This is a genomic window from Curtobacterium sp. C1 (assembly GCF_021049325.1).
Taxonomy (GTDB): Bacteria; Actinomycetota; Actinomycetes; order Actinomycetales; family Microbacteriaceae; genus Curtobacterium; species Curtobacterium citreum.
The window spans coordinates 2,228,901-2,245,102 of record NZ_CP088076.1 but is presented as its reverse complement, the minus strand read 5'-3'; the positions used below and the strand labels follow the sequence as shown (position 1 = coordinate 2,245,102).

14 protein-coding genes are annotated in these 16,202 nt (G+C 71.7%); 5 read left to right on the top strand and 9 right to left on the bottom strand.

Annotated elements, in window-relative coordinates:
• The 4 genes from LQK89_RS10725 to LQK89_RS10710 all read right to left on the bottom strand — a co-directional run bounded on the left by LQK89_RS10725 (window position 1) and on the right by LQK89_RS10710 (window position 4,355).
• Window positions 1-1,482 (bottom strand): hypothetical protein, encoded by a 1,482-nt coding sequence (locus tag LQK89_RS10725; protein WP_231049093.1) that lies wholly within the window; start codon window positions 1,480-1,482, stop codon window positions 1-3.
• The gene (gene rfbD, locus LQK89_RS10720; protein WP_231049092.1) at window positions 1,479-2,330 is read right to left on the bottom strand and encodes a dTDP-4-dehydrorhamnose reductase; all 852 of its coding nucleotides are present in this window, start codon (window positions 2,328-2,330) and stop codon (window positions 1,479-1,481) included. The genes LQK89_RS10725 and rfbD overlap by 4 nt, the downstream gene beginning before the upstream one ends.
• A 14-nt stretch (window positions 2,331-2,344) precedes the next feature.
• Window positions 2,345-3,331 (bottom strand): dTDP-glucose 4,6-dehydratase, encoded by a 987-nt coding sequence (rfbB, locus tag LQK89_RS10715; RefSeq protein WP_231049091.1) that lies wholly within the window; start codon window positions 3,329-3,331, stop codon window positions 2,345-2,347.
• Between the two features lie 82 nt (window positions 3,332-3,413).
• A complete protein-coding gene (locus tag LQK89_RS10710; RefSeq protein WP_231049090.1) occupies window positions 3,414-4,355 on the bottom strand; it encodes a glycosyltransferase family 2 protein in 942 nt (313 codons plus the stop codon).
• A gap of 169 nt (window positions 4,356-4,524) precedes the next feature.
• Here LQK89_RS10710 and LQK89_RS10705 point away from each other — a divergent pair, with 169 nt between their 5' ends.
• Genes LQK89_RS10705 through LQK89_RS10685 form a run of 5 tightly spaced genes read left to right on the top strand, consistent with a single transcriptional unit; the run spans window position 4,525 to window position 10,789 of the window.
• Window positions 4,525-5,667 carry a hypothetical protein gene (locus LQK89_RS10705; protein ID WP_231049089.1) on the top strand — a complete coding sequence of 381 codons (1,143 nt, stop codon included), beginning with the start codon at window positions 4,525-4,527 and terminating at the stop codon, window positions 5,665-5,667.
• Window positions 5,648-7,303 carry a DUF2142 domain-containing protein gene (locus tag LQK89_RS10700; RefSeq protein WP_231049088.1) on the top strand — a complete coding sequence of 552 codons (1,656 nt, stop codon included), beginning with the start codon at window positions 5,648-5,650 and terminating at the stop codon, window positions 7,301-7,303. The genes LQK89_RS10705 and LQK89_RS10700 overlap by 20 nt, the downstream gene beginning before the upstream one ends.
• Before the next feature lie 9 nt (window positions 7,304-7,312).
• On the top strand, window positions 7,313-7,921 hold the full coding sequence (locus LQK89_RS10695; protein WP_174778018.1) for a dTDP-4-dehydrorhamnose 3,5-epimerase family protein: 609 nt from the start codon (window positions 7,313-7,315) through the stop codon (window positions 7,919-7,921).
• 10 nt (window positions 7,922-7,931) lie between these two features.
• On the top strand, window positions 7,932-8,795 hold the full coding sequence (gene rfbA / locus LQK89_RS10690) for a glucose-1-phosphate thymidylyltransferase RfbA (protein ID WP_058741225.1): 864 nt from the start codon (window positions 7,932-7,934) through the stop codon (window positions 8,793-8,795).
• Window positions 8,795-10,789 (top strand): CgeB family protein, encoded by a 1,995-nt coding sequence (locus LQK89_RS10685; protein ID WP_231049087.1) that lies wholly within the window; start codon window positions 8,795-8,797, stop codon window positions 10,787-10,789. The genes rfbA and LQK89_RS10685 overlap by 1 nt, the downstream gene beginning before the upstream one ends.
• A 37-nt stretch (window positions 10,790-10,826) precedes the next feature.
• Here the strand turns inward: LQK89_RS10685 and LQK89_RS10680 are convergent, their stop codons facing one another.
• Genes LQK89_RS10680 through LQK89_RS10660 form a run of 5 tightly spaced genes read right to left on the bottom strand, consistent with a single transcriptional unit; the run spans window position 10,827 to window position 16,185 of the window.
• Window positions 10,827-11,972, bottom strand: a complete 1,146-nt coding sequence (locus LQK89_RS10680) for a glycosyltransferase family 2 protein (RefSeq protein ID WP_231049086.1) — start codon at window positions 11,970-11,972, stop codon at window positions 10,827-10,829.
• 53 nt (window positions 11,973-12,025) lie between these two features.
• On the bottom strand, window positions 12,026-12,901 hold the full coding sequence (locus tag LQK89_RS10675) for a glycosyltransferase family 2 protein (protein WP_231049085.1): 876 nt from the start codon (window positions 12,899-12,901) through the stop codon (window positions 12,026-12,028).
• Entirely contained in the window at window positions 12,898-14,025 is a 1,128-nt protein-coding gene (locus tag LQK89_RS10670) for a glycosyltransferase family 4 protein (protein WP_231049084.1), read from the bottom strand. Before LQK89_RS10670 ends, LQK89_RS10675 begins: the two co-directional genes overlap by 4 nt.
• Window positions 14,026-14,042: 17 nt before the next feature.
• Window positions 14,043-15,284 (bottom strand): ABC transporter ATP-binding protein, encoded by a 1,242-nt coding sequence (locus LQK89_RS10665; RefSeq protein WP_231049083.1) that lies wholly within the window; start codon window positions 15,282-15,284, stop codon window positions 14,043-14,045.
• 4 nt (window positions 15,285-15,288) lie between these two features.
• Window positions 15,289-16,185 (bottom strand): ABC transporter permease, encoded by an 897-nt coding sequence (locus tag LQK89_RS10660; RefSeq protein WP_231049082.1) that lies wholly within the window; start codon window positions 16,183-16,185, stop codon window positions 15,289-15,291.
• Window positions 16,186-16,202: the final 17 nt, after the last annotated feature.

The window sequence follows — 16,202 nt, the reverse complement described above, 5'->3', positions numbered from 1 at the left end:
TCACCCGGTCACGCCCAGGTCACGGGGTGCGCCGGCCCGGAGTGGCCGGCGCGCGTCGAGGAACCCGCCGACGACGATGCCGAGCGTGGCCACGACGCAGACGACCAGCATCGTCCGGGAGACGAGCGCGGCGTGCGGGACGCGCAGGTCGACGTCGGCGCTCAGCTCGACCTGCGAGAAGAAGGCCACGAAGGCCGCGACGGTCCACACCGTCAGGAGCGGTCCCGAGGACCGACGGAAGGCCGTCAGCCCCGCCGCCATCATGATCGTGACGACGGGGAGCATCGTCAGTGCGTAGCGCGTGATGGGCGCTCCGCCGCCGTGGACGTAGTCGATCTCCACCACGATGAGCAGGACGGACACCGTCGCGAACATCGCGACCACGAGCGCGGGAGCGATCCGGTCCCCACGGCGCGGACGACGGCCGGCGACGGCGGTCGCCCGACCAGCGTTCACGCGGCGGACGAGCAGGAGCATGAGCCCGAGCACGATGCCGAGGACGATCGGTCCGAGCAGCAGGACCCACTGCAGCGGATCGTTGCCGTTGAGGTGCGAACGGTAGAGCGCGAACAGGCTCGACCAGAAGCCGGAGGACGTGGCGACCTCGACGTGCGGGCGCTCGGTGCGGTTGAGGTTGTCGAGGCCCCACTGGACGTGGCGACCGCTGATGTTCCCGCTCAGCGCCTTGTTCCGCAGGTAGAACCACCCCGAGGCGAGCCCGGCGCCCGCGAGCGGCAGCACGGTTGCGACGATGCGCGCCCAGATGCCTCCGAGGCGCCAGAGCTGCACCCGCCGGGCGAGGGCGATCGACACGACGAGCGCGACCAACCAGAGCCCGAAGGAGAGCCTGGTCGTCATGCCGGCGGCGCCGACGAGCGTGGCCGCGGTGAGGAGCCCCGGTCCGACACCGGACCGGATGGCCGCGCCGGCGATCCCGCATGCGAGGACGAGCAGGAACACGAAGAGGACGTCGTTGTAGATCTGGCCGCCCTGCTGGATCAGCTGCCCGCAGAGCGACGTGACGACCGCCACCCCGCCCGGGAGCCGCCGGGCGGCAGGGAAACAGCGCGCCGCGGTCCAGGCAGAACCGAGCACCACCCCGCCGGTGATCAGCGCGCCGACCAGCCGCCCGGCGATCACCGCGACGAGCGCGTGGTCGGCGTCGAAGAGCGGACCGACCACCGGGGCGAGCAGCAGGTAGTAGAGCGGTGGGTGCTGCGCCGTCCACTGCACCGGCATGTCCCATCCGAACGGCGCCTGGTGGGTGAGGCCGTCCTCGAACACCGGGAGGTGGCCGTTCCAGACGCTGAGGACGTAGTCGAGGTGACCGGGTTCGTCGTAGCGGAGCAGTGGCTCGACGAAGCTCCGCGCCACCGAGGCAGCGACGACGAAGACCACGGCACTCCAGACGACCAGTCCGGACCACGGGGCGCGGTACAGCAGGTAGGTCAGACGGGATGGCGGTGTACTGACGGCCCTCACTGCGTCAACGCACCGACACGGACGGCGGCCGCGAGGGCCTCCCGCCAGTTGCGCATCGGGTCCAGCCCTGCGCGTGACCAGGCATCGTGTCCGAGCACGCTGTACGCCGGCCGCGGAGCAGGTCGCACGAAGGCCGAGCTGTCGGTCGGGAGGACTCGGTCCGGGTCGAGACCGACCTCGGCGAAGATGGCCTTGGTGAAGTCGAACCACGAAGCCGATCCGGCGTTGGTGCCGTGGTAGGTCCCCGCCGGGGCGTCCGCGTCGAGCATCGCCACGATCTGCCGGGCGAGGTCAGCGGTCCACGTCGGCTGGCCGACCTGGTCGGTGACGACGCTGACGGTCTCGTGCGACCCGGCGAGGCGGAGCATCGTCTTCGCGAAGTTCGGTCCGTGCTCCCCGTAGAGCCAGGCACCGCGGACGATGTAGGACGAGTCCGGTGCGATGCGACGGATCGCTTCCTCGCCTGCGGCCTTCGTGCGACCGTAGGCCCCAATCGGGGCCAGGGGCGCGTCCTCGGCGTACGGCGCCGTCCCGGTCCCGTCGAAGACGTAGTCCGTCGAGACGTGCACGATGCGGGCGCCGACCTCGACCGCAGCGGCGGCGAGCACCGCCGGTCCGCGGGCGTTCACGGCGTACGCGTCGTCCTCGTGGGACTCCGCGTCGTCGACCTTGGTGTAGGCGGCGCTGTTGATCACGACGTCGTGACCGGCGACGGCCGCCGAGACGGCCGAGGCATCGGTCACGTCCAGGTCGGCTCGCGAGAGCGCGGTCACGTCGCGCCCGGCCAGGGCCTGCTGCATGTCCTGGCCGAGCATGCCGGCAGCGCCGGTGATGAGGTATCGGGTCATGGTGTCGACGGAGCTCAGGCGAGCGCCGCCCGCTCCTTCAGTGGCTCCCACCAGGAGCGGTTGTCCCGGTACCACTGCACGACGTCGGCCAGGCCCTGCTCGAACGGCACCTGCGGTTCGTAGCCGAGCTCCGACCGGATCTTCGAGATGTCGACGGAGTAGCGCAGGTCGTGGCCGAGACGGTCCTGCACGCGGTCGACGGACGACCAGTCGTTGCCGGTGGCGTCGAGCAGCAGCTGCGTGAGCTCCTTGTTCGTGAGCTCGGTCCCGCCGCCGATGTTGTACGTCTCGCCGGCGCGACCCTTGACCAGCACGAGCGCGATGCCGCGCGTGTGGTCGTCGACGTGCAGCCAGTCGCGGACGTTGTTGCCCTCGCCGTACAGCGGGACGTGCTTACCGTCGATCAGGTTCGTGACGAACAGCGGGATGACCTTCTCGGGGAAGTGGTACGGCCCGTAGTTGTTCGAGCACCGCGTGATCGAGAGGTTCAGGCCGTGCGTGCGGTGGTAGCTGCGCGCGAGCAGGTCGCTGCCGGCCTTCGACGCCGAGTACGGCGAGTTCGGCTCGAGCGGTCGCTCCTCGTCCCAGGATCCCTCGCTGATCGAGCCGTAGACCTCGTCCGTCGAGACGTGCACGAAGCGCTCGGTGCCGTGGCGGAGCGCGGCGTCGAGCAGGCGCTGGGTGCCCACGACGTTCGTCTCGACGAAGATGCCGGAGTCGCGGACCGAGCGGTCGACGTGGGACTCAGCGGCGAAGTGGACGATCGCGTCGACGCCGGGGACGACCTCGTCGAGTTTCGCGGCGTCCCTGATGTCGCCCTGCACGAAGGAGTACCGCGGGGAGTCCGCGACCGGGGCGAGGTTCTCGAGGTTCCCCGAGTAGGTCAGGGCGTCGTACACGACGACGTCGGCTCCTTCGAGGCCGGGGTAGGCGTCCTCGAGGGTTCTGCGGACGAAGTTCGAGCCGATGAAGCCGGCTCCTCCGGTGACGAGGATCTTCACGCTGGTTTCCTTTTCGTGGCCGATGGACGTCGGCCGGGCCGACGACGGTCGCCCAGGAGTCTACCGGCGACCGTGGAGGGGGTCAGTCGCCGTACCTGGCGAGCTTCTGGAGGTCGAGCTGCTCCTCGGCCAGGGTGCGGTTGAGTCGCGTCAGGTCGGCGACGACCCCGATCGTGATCGACAGGAGCGCGGCGATCACCAGCGTGACGCCGAGGATCAGGGACTGCAGGTGGTTGCCGCCGCGGTCCGTCCACAGGAGGACGAGGTACCGGACGAAGGGGATGAGCCCCGCCGCGCCGAGCAGCGCGCTGACCCAGGCGAAGAGGGCCAGGGGCCGGTACATGAGGTACACCCGGGCGATCGCGGACCCGGACTGGAACATGTGCTGCCAGATGTTCTTGAAGAGCCTCGACTCGCGCGTCTTCGGGTTGGTGGTGATGGGGACGCTCGTGATCGCGATCCGCTTGTAGCCCGCCTGCACGATCGTCTCCATGCAGTAGCTGAACCGCGTCACGATGTTGAGGCGGATGAGGGCGTACTTCGAGTACGCGCGGAAGCCGCTCGCGGCGTCTGGCAGGTCCAGCCCTGCGGCGCGGCCGGCCACCCACGACCCGAACCGCTGCATGAGCTTCTTGAACCCGGAGAAGTGCTCGATCGTCCGGGTCTGCCGGTCACCGATGACGATCTCCGCCTCCTTCCGGACGATCGGCGCGACGAGCTCGGCGATCTGCGCCTGCGGGTACTGGTTGTCGCCGTCGGTGTTGACGACGACGTCGGCGCCGTGGAGCAGGGCGTAGTCGACCCCGTCGCGGAAGGAGCGGGCGAGGCCCATGTTCCGCGTGTGCCGGACGACGTGCCGCACCCCGTGCGCCCGCGCCACCTCCACGGTGCGGTCGGTCGAACCGTCGTCGATGACGAGGACCTCGATCTCGTCCACGCCGTCGATGCTCGTCGGGATCGTCTCGAGGACGGCCGGCAGGGTCTGTTCCTCGTTCAGGCACGGGATCTGGATGAAGAGCTTCACGGCGTGGCTGTCACGTTCCTCTGGAAGGTCGTCGGGTCTGCCGCCCACTCGGGACGACGGCGGATGCTCCGCGTCGATCTCCCCGGGACTGATCAACCCCACAGGGACGCGGCTGTCGAACACCCTATGCGAGCCGAGCGCACCCCGTGCGCAGTGGCAGCATGGAGCGGTGACCTCCCTGCGCTCCCGAGTCGCCCGGCTGTTCCCCCGACGGACCGGCCCGGTGCCGCCCGTCGCCGCCTCGGACCGGCCGGAGCCGCCCATGGTCGGGTTCGTGGTGCACGGCGCGGGCGGCGTGCACCCTGCGTCGGCGCACATCCGTGTGACGGGGCGCATGTCGGAGCTCGCGCGCTCGGGCGCGGCCCGCGTCGCGCAGGTGGACCCGGTCCGCTGGGCGGACGGATCGGACACGGCCCACCTCGACGTGCTGCTCGTCCAGCGCGACGCGTTCCCCCTCGAGGCGCTCGACGCGGCCTCCGCCCGTGCCGCCAGGGCGGGCACGCGGATCGTGGCGGAGGTCGACGACGACTTCTTCAGTCAGGAGGCGCGTGCCCGGTTGGCGCGCGCCGAGTACGACCCGGCGCGGCTCGCCGCCGTCGACCGCCTCGTGCGCGGCGCGGACGCGGTGGTCACCTCCACGGAGCCGCTCCGGGCGGTGCTCGCCGCGCAGGGTGTCGACGCCGTGGTGGTGCCGAACGCGGTCCAGCTCGGGATGTGGGGGGACGGTCCGGTGGTACCTGACCCGACCGGTCCGCGGCGCGTGCTGTACATGGGTTCCGTCACCCATGCCGACGACCTCGACCTGCTGCAGCCGGTGTTCGACGGCCTGACCGACGAGACCGGTCGACCCGTCCGCCTCGAGGTCGTCGGTGTCACCGCATCCGGAGCGGACTGGTACGACCGGCTCGAACTCCCCGACGGCGCCTCGCACTACCCGGACTTCGTCGCGTTCCTCCGGTCGCACGCGACACGATGGTCGGCCGGGGTCGGACCGCTCACCGCTGACCGGTTCAACGACGCCAAGAGCGACCTGAAGTTCCTCGAGTACTCGATGCTCGGGCTGCCCTTCGTCGGGTCCGACCGACCGTCGTACGCCGGGGTCGACGCGCACGGCGGCATCCTCGCCGGCGACGACCCCGAACGCTGGCGCGCGGCCCTGGCTGAGGCCGCCCGCGACGGCGACGCCCGGGTCCGCGCAGCGCAGCGCCACGTCCGGCGTGAGCGGTCGCTCGGGGCCGACCCGGTGTGGCTGCGCGCACTGGGACTGACACCCGGTGCGCTATCCTCGCCGGGTGCCGACGACCTCCGCTGAACGCAGGACCACCGCCGACCGCAAGAGGTCCTCGACCTGGCTGACGCCGCTCCGCGCGTTGCTCGCAGGGTGGCTGTGCGCGTTCCTGATCGCCGCGGCCTGGGCGGTCGCCAGTCCCATGTCCTCGTCGCCCGACGAGCCGAGCCACATCCTCAAGGCCGAGGCCACAGTCCGCGGCCAGTTCACCGGGGAACCGAGCAAGCTCGCCGGCCGCACGACCGTCACGGTGCCGGAGGACCTCGCCGATCCCGGTGGCCAGTTCACGTGCTACGTCTTCCACGGGGACGTGCCCGCCGCGTGCGTGCCCGCCCAGCAGACCGGCAACGACGACGACCCGGTCGAGCGGATCACCGGCGTCGGTGACTACAACCCCTTGTACTACGCGATCGTCGGGATCCCGTCGCTGGTCACCGAGGGCAACACCGCCTGGTTCGGCATGCGCTTGATGAGCGCCCTGGTCAACAGCTTCTTCATCGGCATCCTCTTCTTCGTCGCAGCACAGCTCCGCCGGTCGCCGGCGTTCCTCGGGTGGGTCGCCGTCGCGCTGACACCGATGACGCTCTACCTGACCGGCATGGTGAACCCCAACTCCGTCGAAATCACGGGCGCGGCCGCGCTCGCGGCGCTCGCATGGTCGATCGTCTGGGACACGACACGCTCGAACCTGCCGCTCAAGATGACCTTGCTCGCCGTCGTCGGCATCGTCGTCGGCAACACCCGCGCGCTCTCCCCGCTCTACGTCGTGCTCATCCTGCTCGCCGTGCTCATCACGTTCCCGTTGCGTCGCTCAGCGGACCTCCTCCGGCGACCCTCGGTCTACGTCGGGCTCGGAGCCGGGGTGGTCGGCCTCGCCGTCGCTGCGGCGTGGACGCTCTTCATCAGCGGGCCGGCCGGCTTCATCCCGACGAACACCCCGCGCGACGGCTTCGTGCGTGCGTTCATCCAGACACTGCGGAACACGAGCGACTTCGGGCGGATGATGGTCGGTCGCCTCGGCTGGCTCGACACCCCGCTGCCCGGCGTCGTCTACGTCGGCTGGACCGCCGTCATCGGCTTCCTGGTGGTCGCGGTGGTGATCATCGGTCTCCGACGGGCGACGCTCGGCGCGCTGCTGCTCATGATCGCGGTGCTCTTCGTACCGGCCGTCGTGCAGGCTCCCTCCGTCGCGACCTTTGGGTACATCTGGCAGGGGCGGTACACGCTGCCGGTCTACGTGGCGATGGTCCTCGTCGCCGGACTCGTGGCCGAGCGGTACACGCTGTCGCGGATCGACCCGCGCACCATCGTCACCGTCCTCACCAGCGCTGCCGTGCTCGCACAGTTCAGCGCCTGGCTGACGACCTACAAGCGGTACGCCGTGGGTCTGCCCGGCTCCTGGCGAGACCTGCTCGAACCGACGCAGTGGCAGCCGCCGGGCGGACTCGTCGGGACCACGGCGGTCTTCGCGCTCGGGACCGTCGGCATGTGCGTGCTGTCCGTCGTGATCAGCCGGACGATCGTCCGCGACACCGGTCTGATCGTGCCGGTCGTCCGCGGTGGGAGTCCGTCGGTCGTCGCGACGACGCCTGGACGATCCGCGGACGAGGATCGCGTGGTGCCGGCCGACGTCCCCGTCGCCGACGGGCCGATCCGCTAGGGTACCGAGGTGCAGATCCGCGAACTGAAGATCCCCGGCGCGTGGGAGTTCACGCCCGTCCAGCACGGCGACGCACGAGGAGCGTTCCTCGAGTCGTACCGTGCCGACGTCCTCGAGGAGACCGTCGGTCACCCGCTGGACCTCCGCCAGGTGAACATGTCCATCTCGTCCGCGGGTGTCGCGCGGGGCATCCACTACGCCCTCGTCGCCCCGAGCCAGGCGAAGTACGTCACGGCCGTCCGCGGCGCGTTCATCGACTACATCGTCGACATCCGCGTCGGTTCCCCGACGTTCGGGCAGTGGGACGCCGTCCGGATCGACGACGTCGACCGCAAGGCCGTCTACCTGTCCGAGGGCCTCGGCCACGCGATCGTCGCGCTCGAGGACCGCTCGACCGTCAACTACCTGGTCAGCGCGCACTACGACCCGCAGCGCGAGAAGGGGATCACCATCCTCGACCCGACGGTCGGCCTCGAGCTGCCCGACGGCATCGGCGAGCCGGTCCTGTCCGAGAAGGACACCACCGCGCCGACGCTCGAGCAGGCCGCCGAGCAGGGACTGCTGCCGACCTACGAGGAAGCGGTGGCCTACACCGAGTCCCTCCGGACGAAGAAGTAAGGGGAGCTCGATGAAGGGCATCATCCTGGCCGGCGGTTCCGGCACGCGCCTCTGGCCGATCACCAAGGGCATCAGCAAGCAGCTCATGCCGATCTACGACAAGCCGATGGTCTACTACCCGTTGTCGACCCTGATGATGGCGGGCATCCGCGAGGTCCTCGTCATCACGACCCCGGAGTACAACGACCAGTTCCGCGCCCTGCTCGGCGACGGGTCGTCCCTCGGCATGGACATCCAGTACGCCGTGCAGCCGAGCCCGGACGGCCTGGCGCAGGCGTTCGTCATCGGCGAGGAGTTCATCGGCGACGACAGCGTCGCGCTCGTCCTCGGCGACAACATCTTCCACGGCACGGGTCTCGGTACGAACCTCCGGAAGAACACCGAGGTCGACGGCGCGACGATCTTCGCGTACCACGTCGCCGACCCGAAGGCGTACGGCGTGGTCGAGTTCGACGACTCCTTCACGGCGGTCTCCATCGAGGAGAAGCCCGAGCACCCGAAGTCGAACTACGCCGTCCCCGGCCTGTACTTCTACGACAACTCGGTCATCGAGATCGCGAAGACCATCGAGCCGAGCGCCCGTGGCGAGCTCGAGATCTCGACGGTCAACGAGCGCTACCTCGACGCCGGCAAGCTCGGTGTGCAGGTCCTCGACCGCGGCACCGCCTGGCTCGACACCGGCACGTTCGAGTCGATGATGCAGGCCTCCGAGTACGTCAAGGTGATCGAGGACCGTCAGGGCTTCAAGATCGGCTGCATCGAGGAGATCGCCTGGCGCAACGGCTGGATCGACGACGCGCAGCTCGCCGACCTCGCCGCGCCGCTCGTCAAGGGCGGCTACGGGGTGTACCTGCAGAACCTCCTGCAGGACTGATGCCGCGCACCGGGCTCGGCCGGCTGTTCGGCCGGCCCGGAGCGTCGCAGCGACCCGGCGGCGGCAGCTCGGCGCCGGACGGCACCACGGCTCCCGACGCGACCACGAGCGGGCCGCACCCGGACGCCGGAGCCGCCCCGCGCCTCCCGGTCGACACGACGTTCCCGGACCCGACCGCCGCGCCGGCACCGACCGCGGACGGCTTCGACGTCGTCGTCACCGTCGCCGAGTCCGCGTTCCGCTCCGGCGCGCACCGGCCGGCCGTCGACGGCGCGGCCGCAGCCGGCGCGCGCACGGTCGTCGTCAGCGTCCACGACGTGCACGCCGGCCCGACGAGCACCTACCCGCCGGTCGAGGCCGGTCCGGACCACCTGGTAGCCCGCGCGACGGTCGCGGCGACGTGGGGCGGGGCGGTCGCGGCCGCCCGGCCGCTCCTGACGAGCGCCGTCACGGTGGTGCAGGACGCGTCGATCGCGCTGCCGGCGGACGGCTGGCAGCGGTTGGTGGCGGCCGTCGGGACCCCCACCGACGACGGCCGGGAGGCACGGGTCGCCGTGGCCGTCGTCCGGACCGCCGACGACGTGGTCGCGAGCGCGAGCGCGGGCGCGGTGCTCGTCCGAGGGACGGCTCCCGTCGCGGCGCTGCTGCGCGGTCACCCGGCGGAGGACGCCGAGGCCCTCGCCGGAGTCACGGTGTTCGCGGCCGACGAGCCGTGCTTCGCGGTCCGCACCGCGGACCTGGCTGTGCCCGTGCCGACCGTCGACACACGGACCGCCGTCGCGCGGCTGACGCGCGACACCGCGGACGGCGCCGGTGGCGACTGCGTCGTGGTGCCGCTGGGTCGGGTGTACCGCACTGGTGCGCTCCGGGAGCGGCGCTACGACGGCGACGCGGCGGACGCCCTGGCGGTGTGGCGCGGCCGGCGGGACGACTCCGCGACGACCGCCCTGTCCCGGCTCGGCCTCGTCCCGTGCACGGGGGCGGCCGACGTCGCCGGCGCGCCGGTGGCCCTGCGCGAGCCCGTCGTGCGGGCGGAGCGCGGACCGGAGCGGATCGCGCTCGTCGACCGGGGCGAACGACTGCGCTGGTCCGTCCGCATCGCCGCGCACCCCGGACCCCGGGGCGACGACTGGGGCGACACGTTCTTCGCACGCGACCTCGCGGCGGCGCTCCGCGGGCTCGGTCAGGAGGTCGTCGTCGACCACCGCGAGTCCCACGTCCGCCCCGCGTCCGAGCACCTCGACGACGTCGCCCTGACCCTGCGCGGGCTCGACGACACCCCCGCACACCCGACGGCGACCAACGTCCTGTGGATCATCTCGCACCCGGACCTCGTCACGCCGGCCGAGCTCGCCCGCTACGACCTCCGCTTCGCCGCCGGTCCGGTCTGGGCCGAGCGCACGGCCGCGACCACGGGCCTCGCCGTCGCGCCGCTGCTGCAGGCGACCGACCCGGCACGCTTCCACCCGGGGCCGGTCGACCCCGAGCACGCCGGACTCGACGTCGCGTTCGTGGGCAAGACCCGCGCGGTGTTCCGACCCGTGGTGCGGGACGCGGTGGACGCCGGTCTCGACCTGGCGGTGTGGGGCGAGGGCTGGGAGGGGCTGCTGCCGGACGGCGTGCACCGCGGGGTGTTCGTACCGAACGACGCGCTGCCCGCGCTCTACCGCAGCGCCCGGGTGGTGCTCAACGACCACTGGGACGACATGGCCCGGGACGGGTTCGTCTCGAACCGGCTGTTCGACGCGGCGGCCTCGGGTGCGCTCGTCGTCACCGACGCGGTGCCGGGCGTCGAGGAGCTCTTCCACGGCGCGGTGCGGACGTACCGCTCGGTGGACGAGCTCCGTCGGACGGCGCAGCAGGGGGAGTCGACCTCGGCGGCCGAGCGTGCGGAACGCGGCGCGCGGATCGGCGCCGAGCACTCGTTCGCGGCGCGGGCTGCCGTCCTGCTCGACGCCGTGCGCCGGCAGCGGGGCGTGGCCGGCAGGCCGTAGCGCCCCGCTCCCGCCGGTGGTGCCGGTGCCGGTGGCGCTACCGCCGCCGCAGGCGACGGGCGACCTCGCCGGCGCGGTCCGCGAGCCGGACGACCCGACGAGCGTGCATCGCGGCGAGCTCGGTGTCGCGCGCCGTCACCTCGCGCACCGCGTGGTCGGCGCGGTCTCGCTCGAACTGCACGGCCGAGCGGAGCGCGTTCGCCGTGTCCTCGCCCGCCCGGACGGTGTCCTCGAGTGACTCGATGCGCTGATCGCGGCGGACGATCGCGCCGCCGATGGTCTGCAGGCTGCGCAACGCCTCCGCGGGCACGAGCGGGTCCGCGGGAGCGTCGAGCACGGGGGAGCCGGCACGGCGCAGGACGTCGGCGATGCCGTCGTCCCGGGTGAAGGGGCCCGAGCGGGCGTCGTCGTCGGAGACGAACCGGAGCGCGAACGTGGCCTCGAGGACACCCTCCTGCAGTCGCCGGTAGTCGCGCATCCCGTGGTGGCGCGGACTCGGGGTGAGGTCGGGGTTCGCCTCGTAGGCACGTCCGGACACGTCGACGCGGTGTTCGTACTGCGCCCAGGAGCGCCACGGCAGGTGCAGGACCTCGAGGCGCAGGGCGGGGGGCACCGGTGCACCGTTCGCGACGCTGACCTGGTGGTTGCCCTGCACGACGACCACGTCCGGGTCCCCGACGTGCACGGCGTTGGTCGACGGCGGCGCGATGAGCCCGACGGCGTGCAGCTGCTCGAGCGACCGCTCGTCCCGCCAGTGCAGCCGGCGGACGCCGGCACCTGAGGTGGCCATCGGACCCGTCATGTTGACGACCGGTACGGTGAAGGCACCGATCGCGGGGTCGAGCTGCTCGAACACCTGCCGGACGGTCAGCGACCGGTCCACGGGGAGCACGAACTCGTCGGCGTCGGCGTTGACGACCCAGTCCGCGTGGTGGACCGCCGACGCGTCCCGCGCCATGCCGGTGACGACGGTGCCCTGCTGCTTCCGGTGCACGGGGTCGTGGCGCAGGTCGACGGTGACGTCGTCCCGCTCCGCGAAGGCGGCGAGGAGCTCCGCGGTGCCGTCGACGGACCCGTTGTCGGTGATGACGAAGACGTCGAAGCCCTGGGCGACGTGGTGGTCGAGCCATGCGGGGAGGACGTCCGCTTCGTCGCGGACCATCAGGGTGACGGCGAGGATCATGCGAGGACTCCGGTTCGGGGGAGGAGTGCGGGAGGACGGCCGACTGTACCGCGTCAGCGGGTGTGCGTGAGGTGGGCGCGCAGGGCCAGCGCGACCCGGAGCGCCAGGCGCAGCGGCCACAGCCACCAGGCCCGGTACTTCCGCGCGAGGAAGCGGTAGGCGCTCTCGTGGTGGGCCCGACGCATGCGCTCCGAGGACCCCTGCGTGGCGGTCCCGCCGACGTGGGTGGCCGTGGCGGCGGGCTCGTACACGTTGCGGAGCCCGAGGTGGCCGACGCGCCAGCCGAGGTCGACGTCCTCGAAGTACATGAAGTAGCCCTCGTCGAAGCCGCCGAGTCGCTCGAAGACGTCTCGGCGCACGAGCACGCACGCCCCGGAGAGCCACCCGGCGTCACGGCGCAGGTCCTGCTCGCCCTCCTGTCGGTAGCGCTTGGTCCAGGGGTTGCCCGGCCAGAGGTCCGCGAAGAGCGCGTGGCCGAGGCCGGTCCGGAGCGACGGCACGAGCCGGGCCGAGGGGTAGACCTCGCCCGTCGGCTCGAGCACCTTGGGCCCCACCGCGCCGATCGTCGGGTCCGCGGCGGCGGTCGCGATCAACCGGTCCAGCGCGCCGGCGCCGAGGACGACGTCCGGGTTCGACACGAGCAACCAGCGGACGTCCGGCTCGAGGGTCGCGACCGCGCGGTTCACGGCGGCGCCGTACCCGCGGTTCTCGCCGAGCTCCAGGAAGCGCGCGCCGGCGGCCTCGGTCACGGCGCGCAGGCCGTCCGCGTCGGTGGAGTCGTTGTCCGCGACGACGACCTCGACGGGAGCGCTGCTCGCGGCCGGGGTCGACGCCAGGAAGGGCGGCAGGACGTCGTGCGAGTTGTACGAGACGGTGACGATCGCGGCCCGCCCAAGCCCGGCACTGCCGGCTGTGGCGTCGGCGTTCATGCGGCCACCCCGGTCGTGTAGACGCCGAGGTGCACGCGGGCGCAAGCCGCCCACGTGAAGCCCGCGGCGCGGGCGGCGGCACGGTCACGACGGGCCGTGCGGGCGGGGCCGTCCGGGTCGTCGGCGAGCAGGGCGGCGAGGTCCGCACGGATCGGGCCGGCGTCGGGCTCGGTGTACGTCACCGCGTCCCCGCCGACCTCCGGGATCGCCAGCCGACGGGTGGTGAGGACGTCTGCCCGGCACGCCATCGCCTCGAGCACCGGGAGCCCGAAGCCCTCGGCCGTGCTCGGGTACACGACGACGCGGGCGCCGCCGAGGAACGCGCGGAGCTCCTCGAGCGGAAGGTAGCCCAGGTACCGCAGCGCCGCGCCTGGGCGGTCGCCCGCGGTGCGGAGTTCCCGCACGGCGGTGTCGTCCCAGCCGAGGCCGCCCGCGATGAGGAGCGGCGGCACGTCGGCGTCGCCGAGCGCGCGGTGGGCCGCGATGAGCTCGGGGACCCGCTTGCGCGGCTCGACCGTGCCCAGGAACGCGATCCAGTCGTCGCCGTCACCGAGTCCGTGCGCGTCGCGGAATGCGGTCACCTCGGCGGGTGAGGGCGCGTGGAACACCGTGGCGTCGACCCCGAGATGTGCGACGACCGTGGACCGTCGGACGGTCCCCGCGAACCGGTCGAGTTCGGCGACGGTCGCGGCGCTCGGCGCGACCGTCGCACGGGCGAACCGGCGGGCGAGTCGGGTCCAGGTCCGGAAGAACGCGACCTTGGTCCGCGAGTGTGCGGCCGGGTCGCTGAAGAACGTCGCGTCGTGCAGGGTGACGACCGTCCGGGAGGCACGGATCACCGGGAACGTGTAGTGCGGGCTGTGCAGCGTGGTCGCCCCGACCCGGGGGAGTAGCGCCGGCAGGCCGGTCTGCTCCCAGACCAGCCGCGCCGGACGGCGCGCCGTCCAGCTCGGCGCCGCGTGGTAGCGGTGCTCGGGCGCGAGGGCGCGGAGCCACGCGAGGTCGGTGCCCTTGACGACGACGTCGACCGTGCTGCCGGCCTCCTGCAGTCCGGTGAGGAGTCCGGAGATGTACCGCGCCACCCCGCCGCGGTTCGGCGGGATCGACGTCGCGTCGATCAGCACCGGCAGGTGCTGCAACGTCAGGCCCCGATCTGGCGTTCGGTGGTCTTCGTCCAGGCGATGCCGGACTGGGTGTCCTCGTCCTGGACCACGAAGCGGGCGGCCTCGCGCTCGATGACGATGTGCTCGCCGTTCGGCTTCGCCAGGAACACGTGCACGAAGTACTGGCCACCGCCGATCCGCAGGTCGGAGAGGCGCCACTCGACCGTGGCCGTGCCGCGGAGCGGGTCGTGCCGGACCTGGGTCTGGCGGCTGTCGATGCCGAACGCCGGGTGACCGAGGTGGTTCTCGATCTTGATCCCGGCGCGCCACTCGGGCAGGACGTCCTTGTGCGAGAACGTCGCACGCACGACGAGGTCGTCGCCGTGGTGGTGCTCGGCGCCGGGCGCGCGGCCGGGGATCTCGAGCTCGACGCGCTCGACCTTGGCGGGGTTCGCGTCCTCCTCCGGGTGCGCGGCCTCGGCCTCGGCGACGCGGCGGCCCTCGAGGATCTCGCGGAAGTTCTTCACCGCGAGACGCGCGGAGCCCTGGAACTTCACCTCGCCGTGGTGCAGCACGACGGCCGAGTCGCAGAGTTCCTGGACCTGGCCGAGCGAGTGCGACACGAGGATGATCGTGCGGCCCTGCTCCTGGAACTCGCGGATCTTGTCGAGGCACTTCTTCTGGAACTGCTCGTCACCGACCGCCAGGACCTCGTCGACGAGGAGCACGTCGGGGTCGGTGTTGATCGCGACCGCGAACGCGAGTCGGACGTACATGCCCGACGAGTAGAACTTCACCTGGGTGTCGATGAAGTCGCCGATCCCGGAGAACTGCAGGATGTCGGCGAACCGGGCCTCGGTCTCCTCCTGCGTCTGGCCGAGGATCGCAGCGTTCAGGTAGACGTTCTCGCGCCCGGTCAGGTCCGGGTGGAAGCCCGCGCCGAGCTCGATGAGGGCGGCGAGGCGACCGCGGCGCTCCACCGAGCCGCTGGTGGGCTCGAGGATGCCGCCGATCGTCTTGAGCAGCGTCGACTTCCCGGAGCCGTTCGGGCCGAGCAGGCCGATCGTGGTGCCGGCGGGGATGTCGAGGCTGATGTCCTTGAGTGCCCAGAAGTCCTCGCTGTGGCGACGTCCGGCACGTCCCAGCGTGACGACGCGCTCCTTGAGCGAGTTGTCCTTGCGGATCGTGAACCGCTTCGACACGTTCCGCACGGTCACGACGTCGGGGGCGTCGGCGAAGGGGGAGCGGGTCTCCCGGTCGATCTCGTTGTCGATGCTCATCGGATCAGATCTCCTGGGCGAAGTTGCCCTGCAGCTTGGCGAACACACGCTGGCACACGAGGAGCGCGACCAGGCCGACGGCGGCGGCGACCGCCATCCGGACCAGCAGGTGCGACGGGTACTCGGAGTCGGCACCGGCGGTCCAGAACGCACGGTGGATGCCGAGGACGGCCAGGGTGATCGGGTTGGACGTGTAGATCGAGAGCAGCCACTCCGGCGCGCGGGTGGCCACCATCTGCCAGCTGTAGACGATCGGGGACGCCCACATGAGCAGGAGCACGAGGACCTCGACGAGGTACTGCATGTCACGCAGGTAGACGTTCAGCGCCGCGAGCAGCAGGGCGAGGGCGGTCGCCCAGATCAGGATGACCGCGACCGACGGCAGGAAGTAGAGCAGGTCGAGGCGGACCCAGGCGAAGCCGCTCTGCAGGATCGCGGCGGCGATCAGGACGACGAGCTGCACGCCGAAGTTGAACAGCGCGGCACCGACGCTCGCGAGCGGGTAGATCTCGCGCGGCAGGTAGATCTTCTTGATCAGGCCCGCGTTGCCGACGATCGACGCCGTCCCCGCGGCGACGATCTCGCTGAACAGGCCGTAGAGCGTCAAGCCGGAGAACACGTAGATCGCGAACTCCGGGATGTTCCGGGACGCGCCGAGGATCTCACCGAGGACGAAGAAGTAGATCGCCAGCTGCACGAGCGGGCGGATCAGGGTCCAGGCGAAGCCGAGCGCGCTGTCCTTGTACCGCGACTTGAGGTCGCGACGGATCAGCAGGTCGAGGAGCTGCCGGTGCGCGAAGATCTCACGCAGCGACCCGATGACGGCGGTGGCCGGGCGACCGGCCGGGACCATCTGCTCCTGCCGGAGGCGCTCGAACCGCTCGGTGACGATGTTGCTCAAAGGGGGTCCTTACGTTC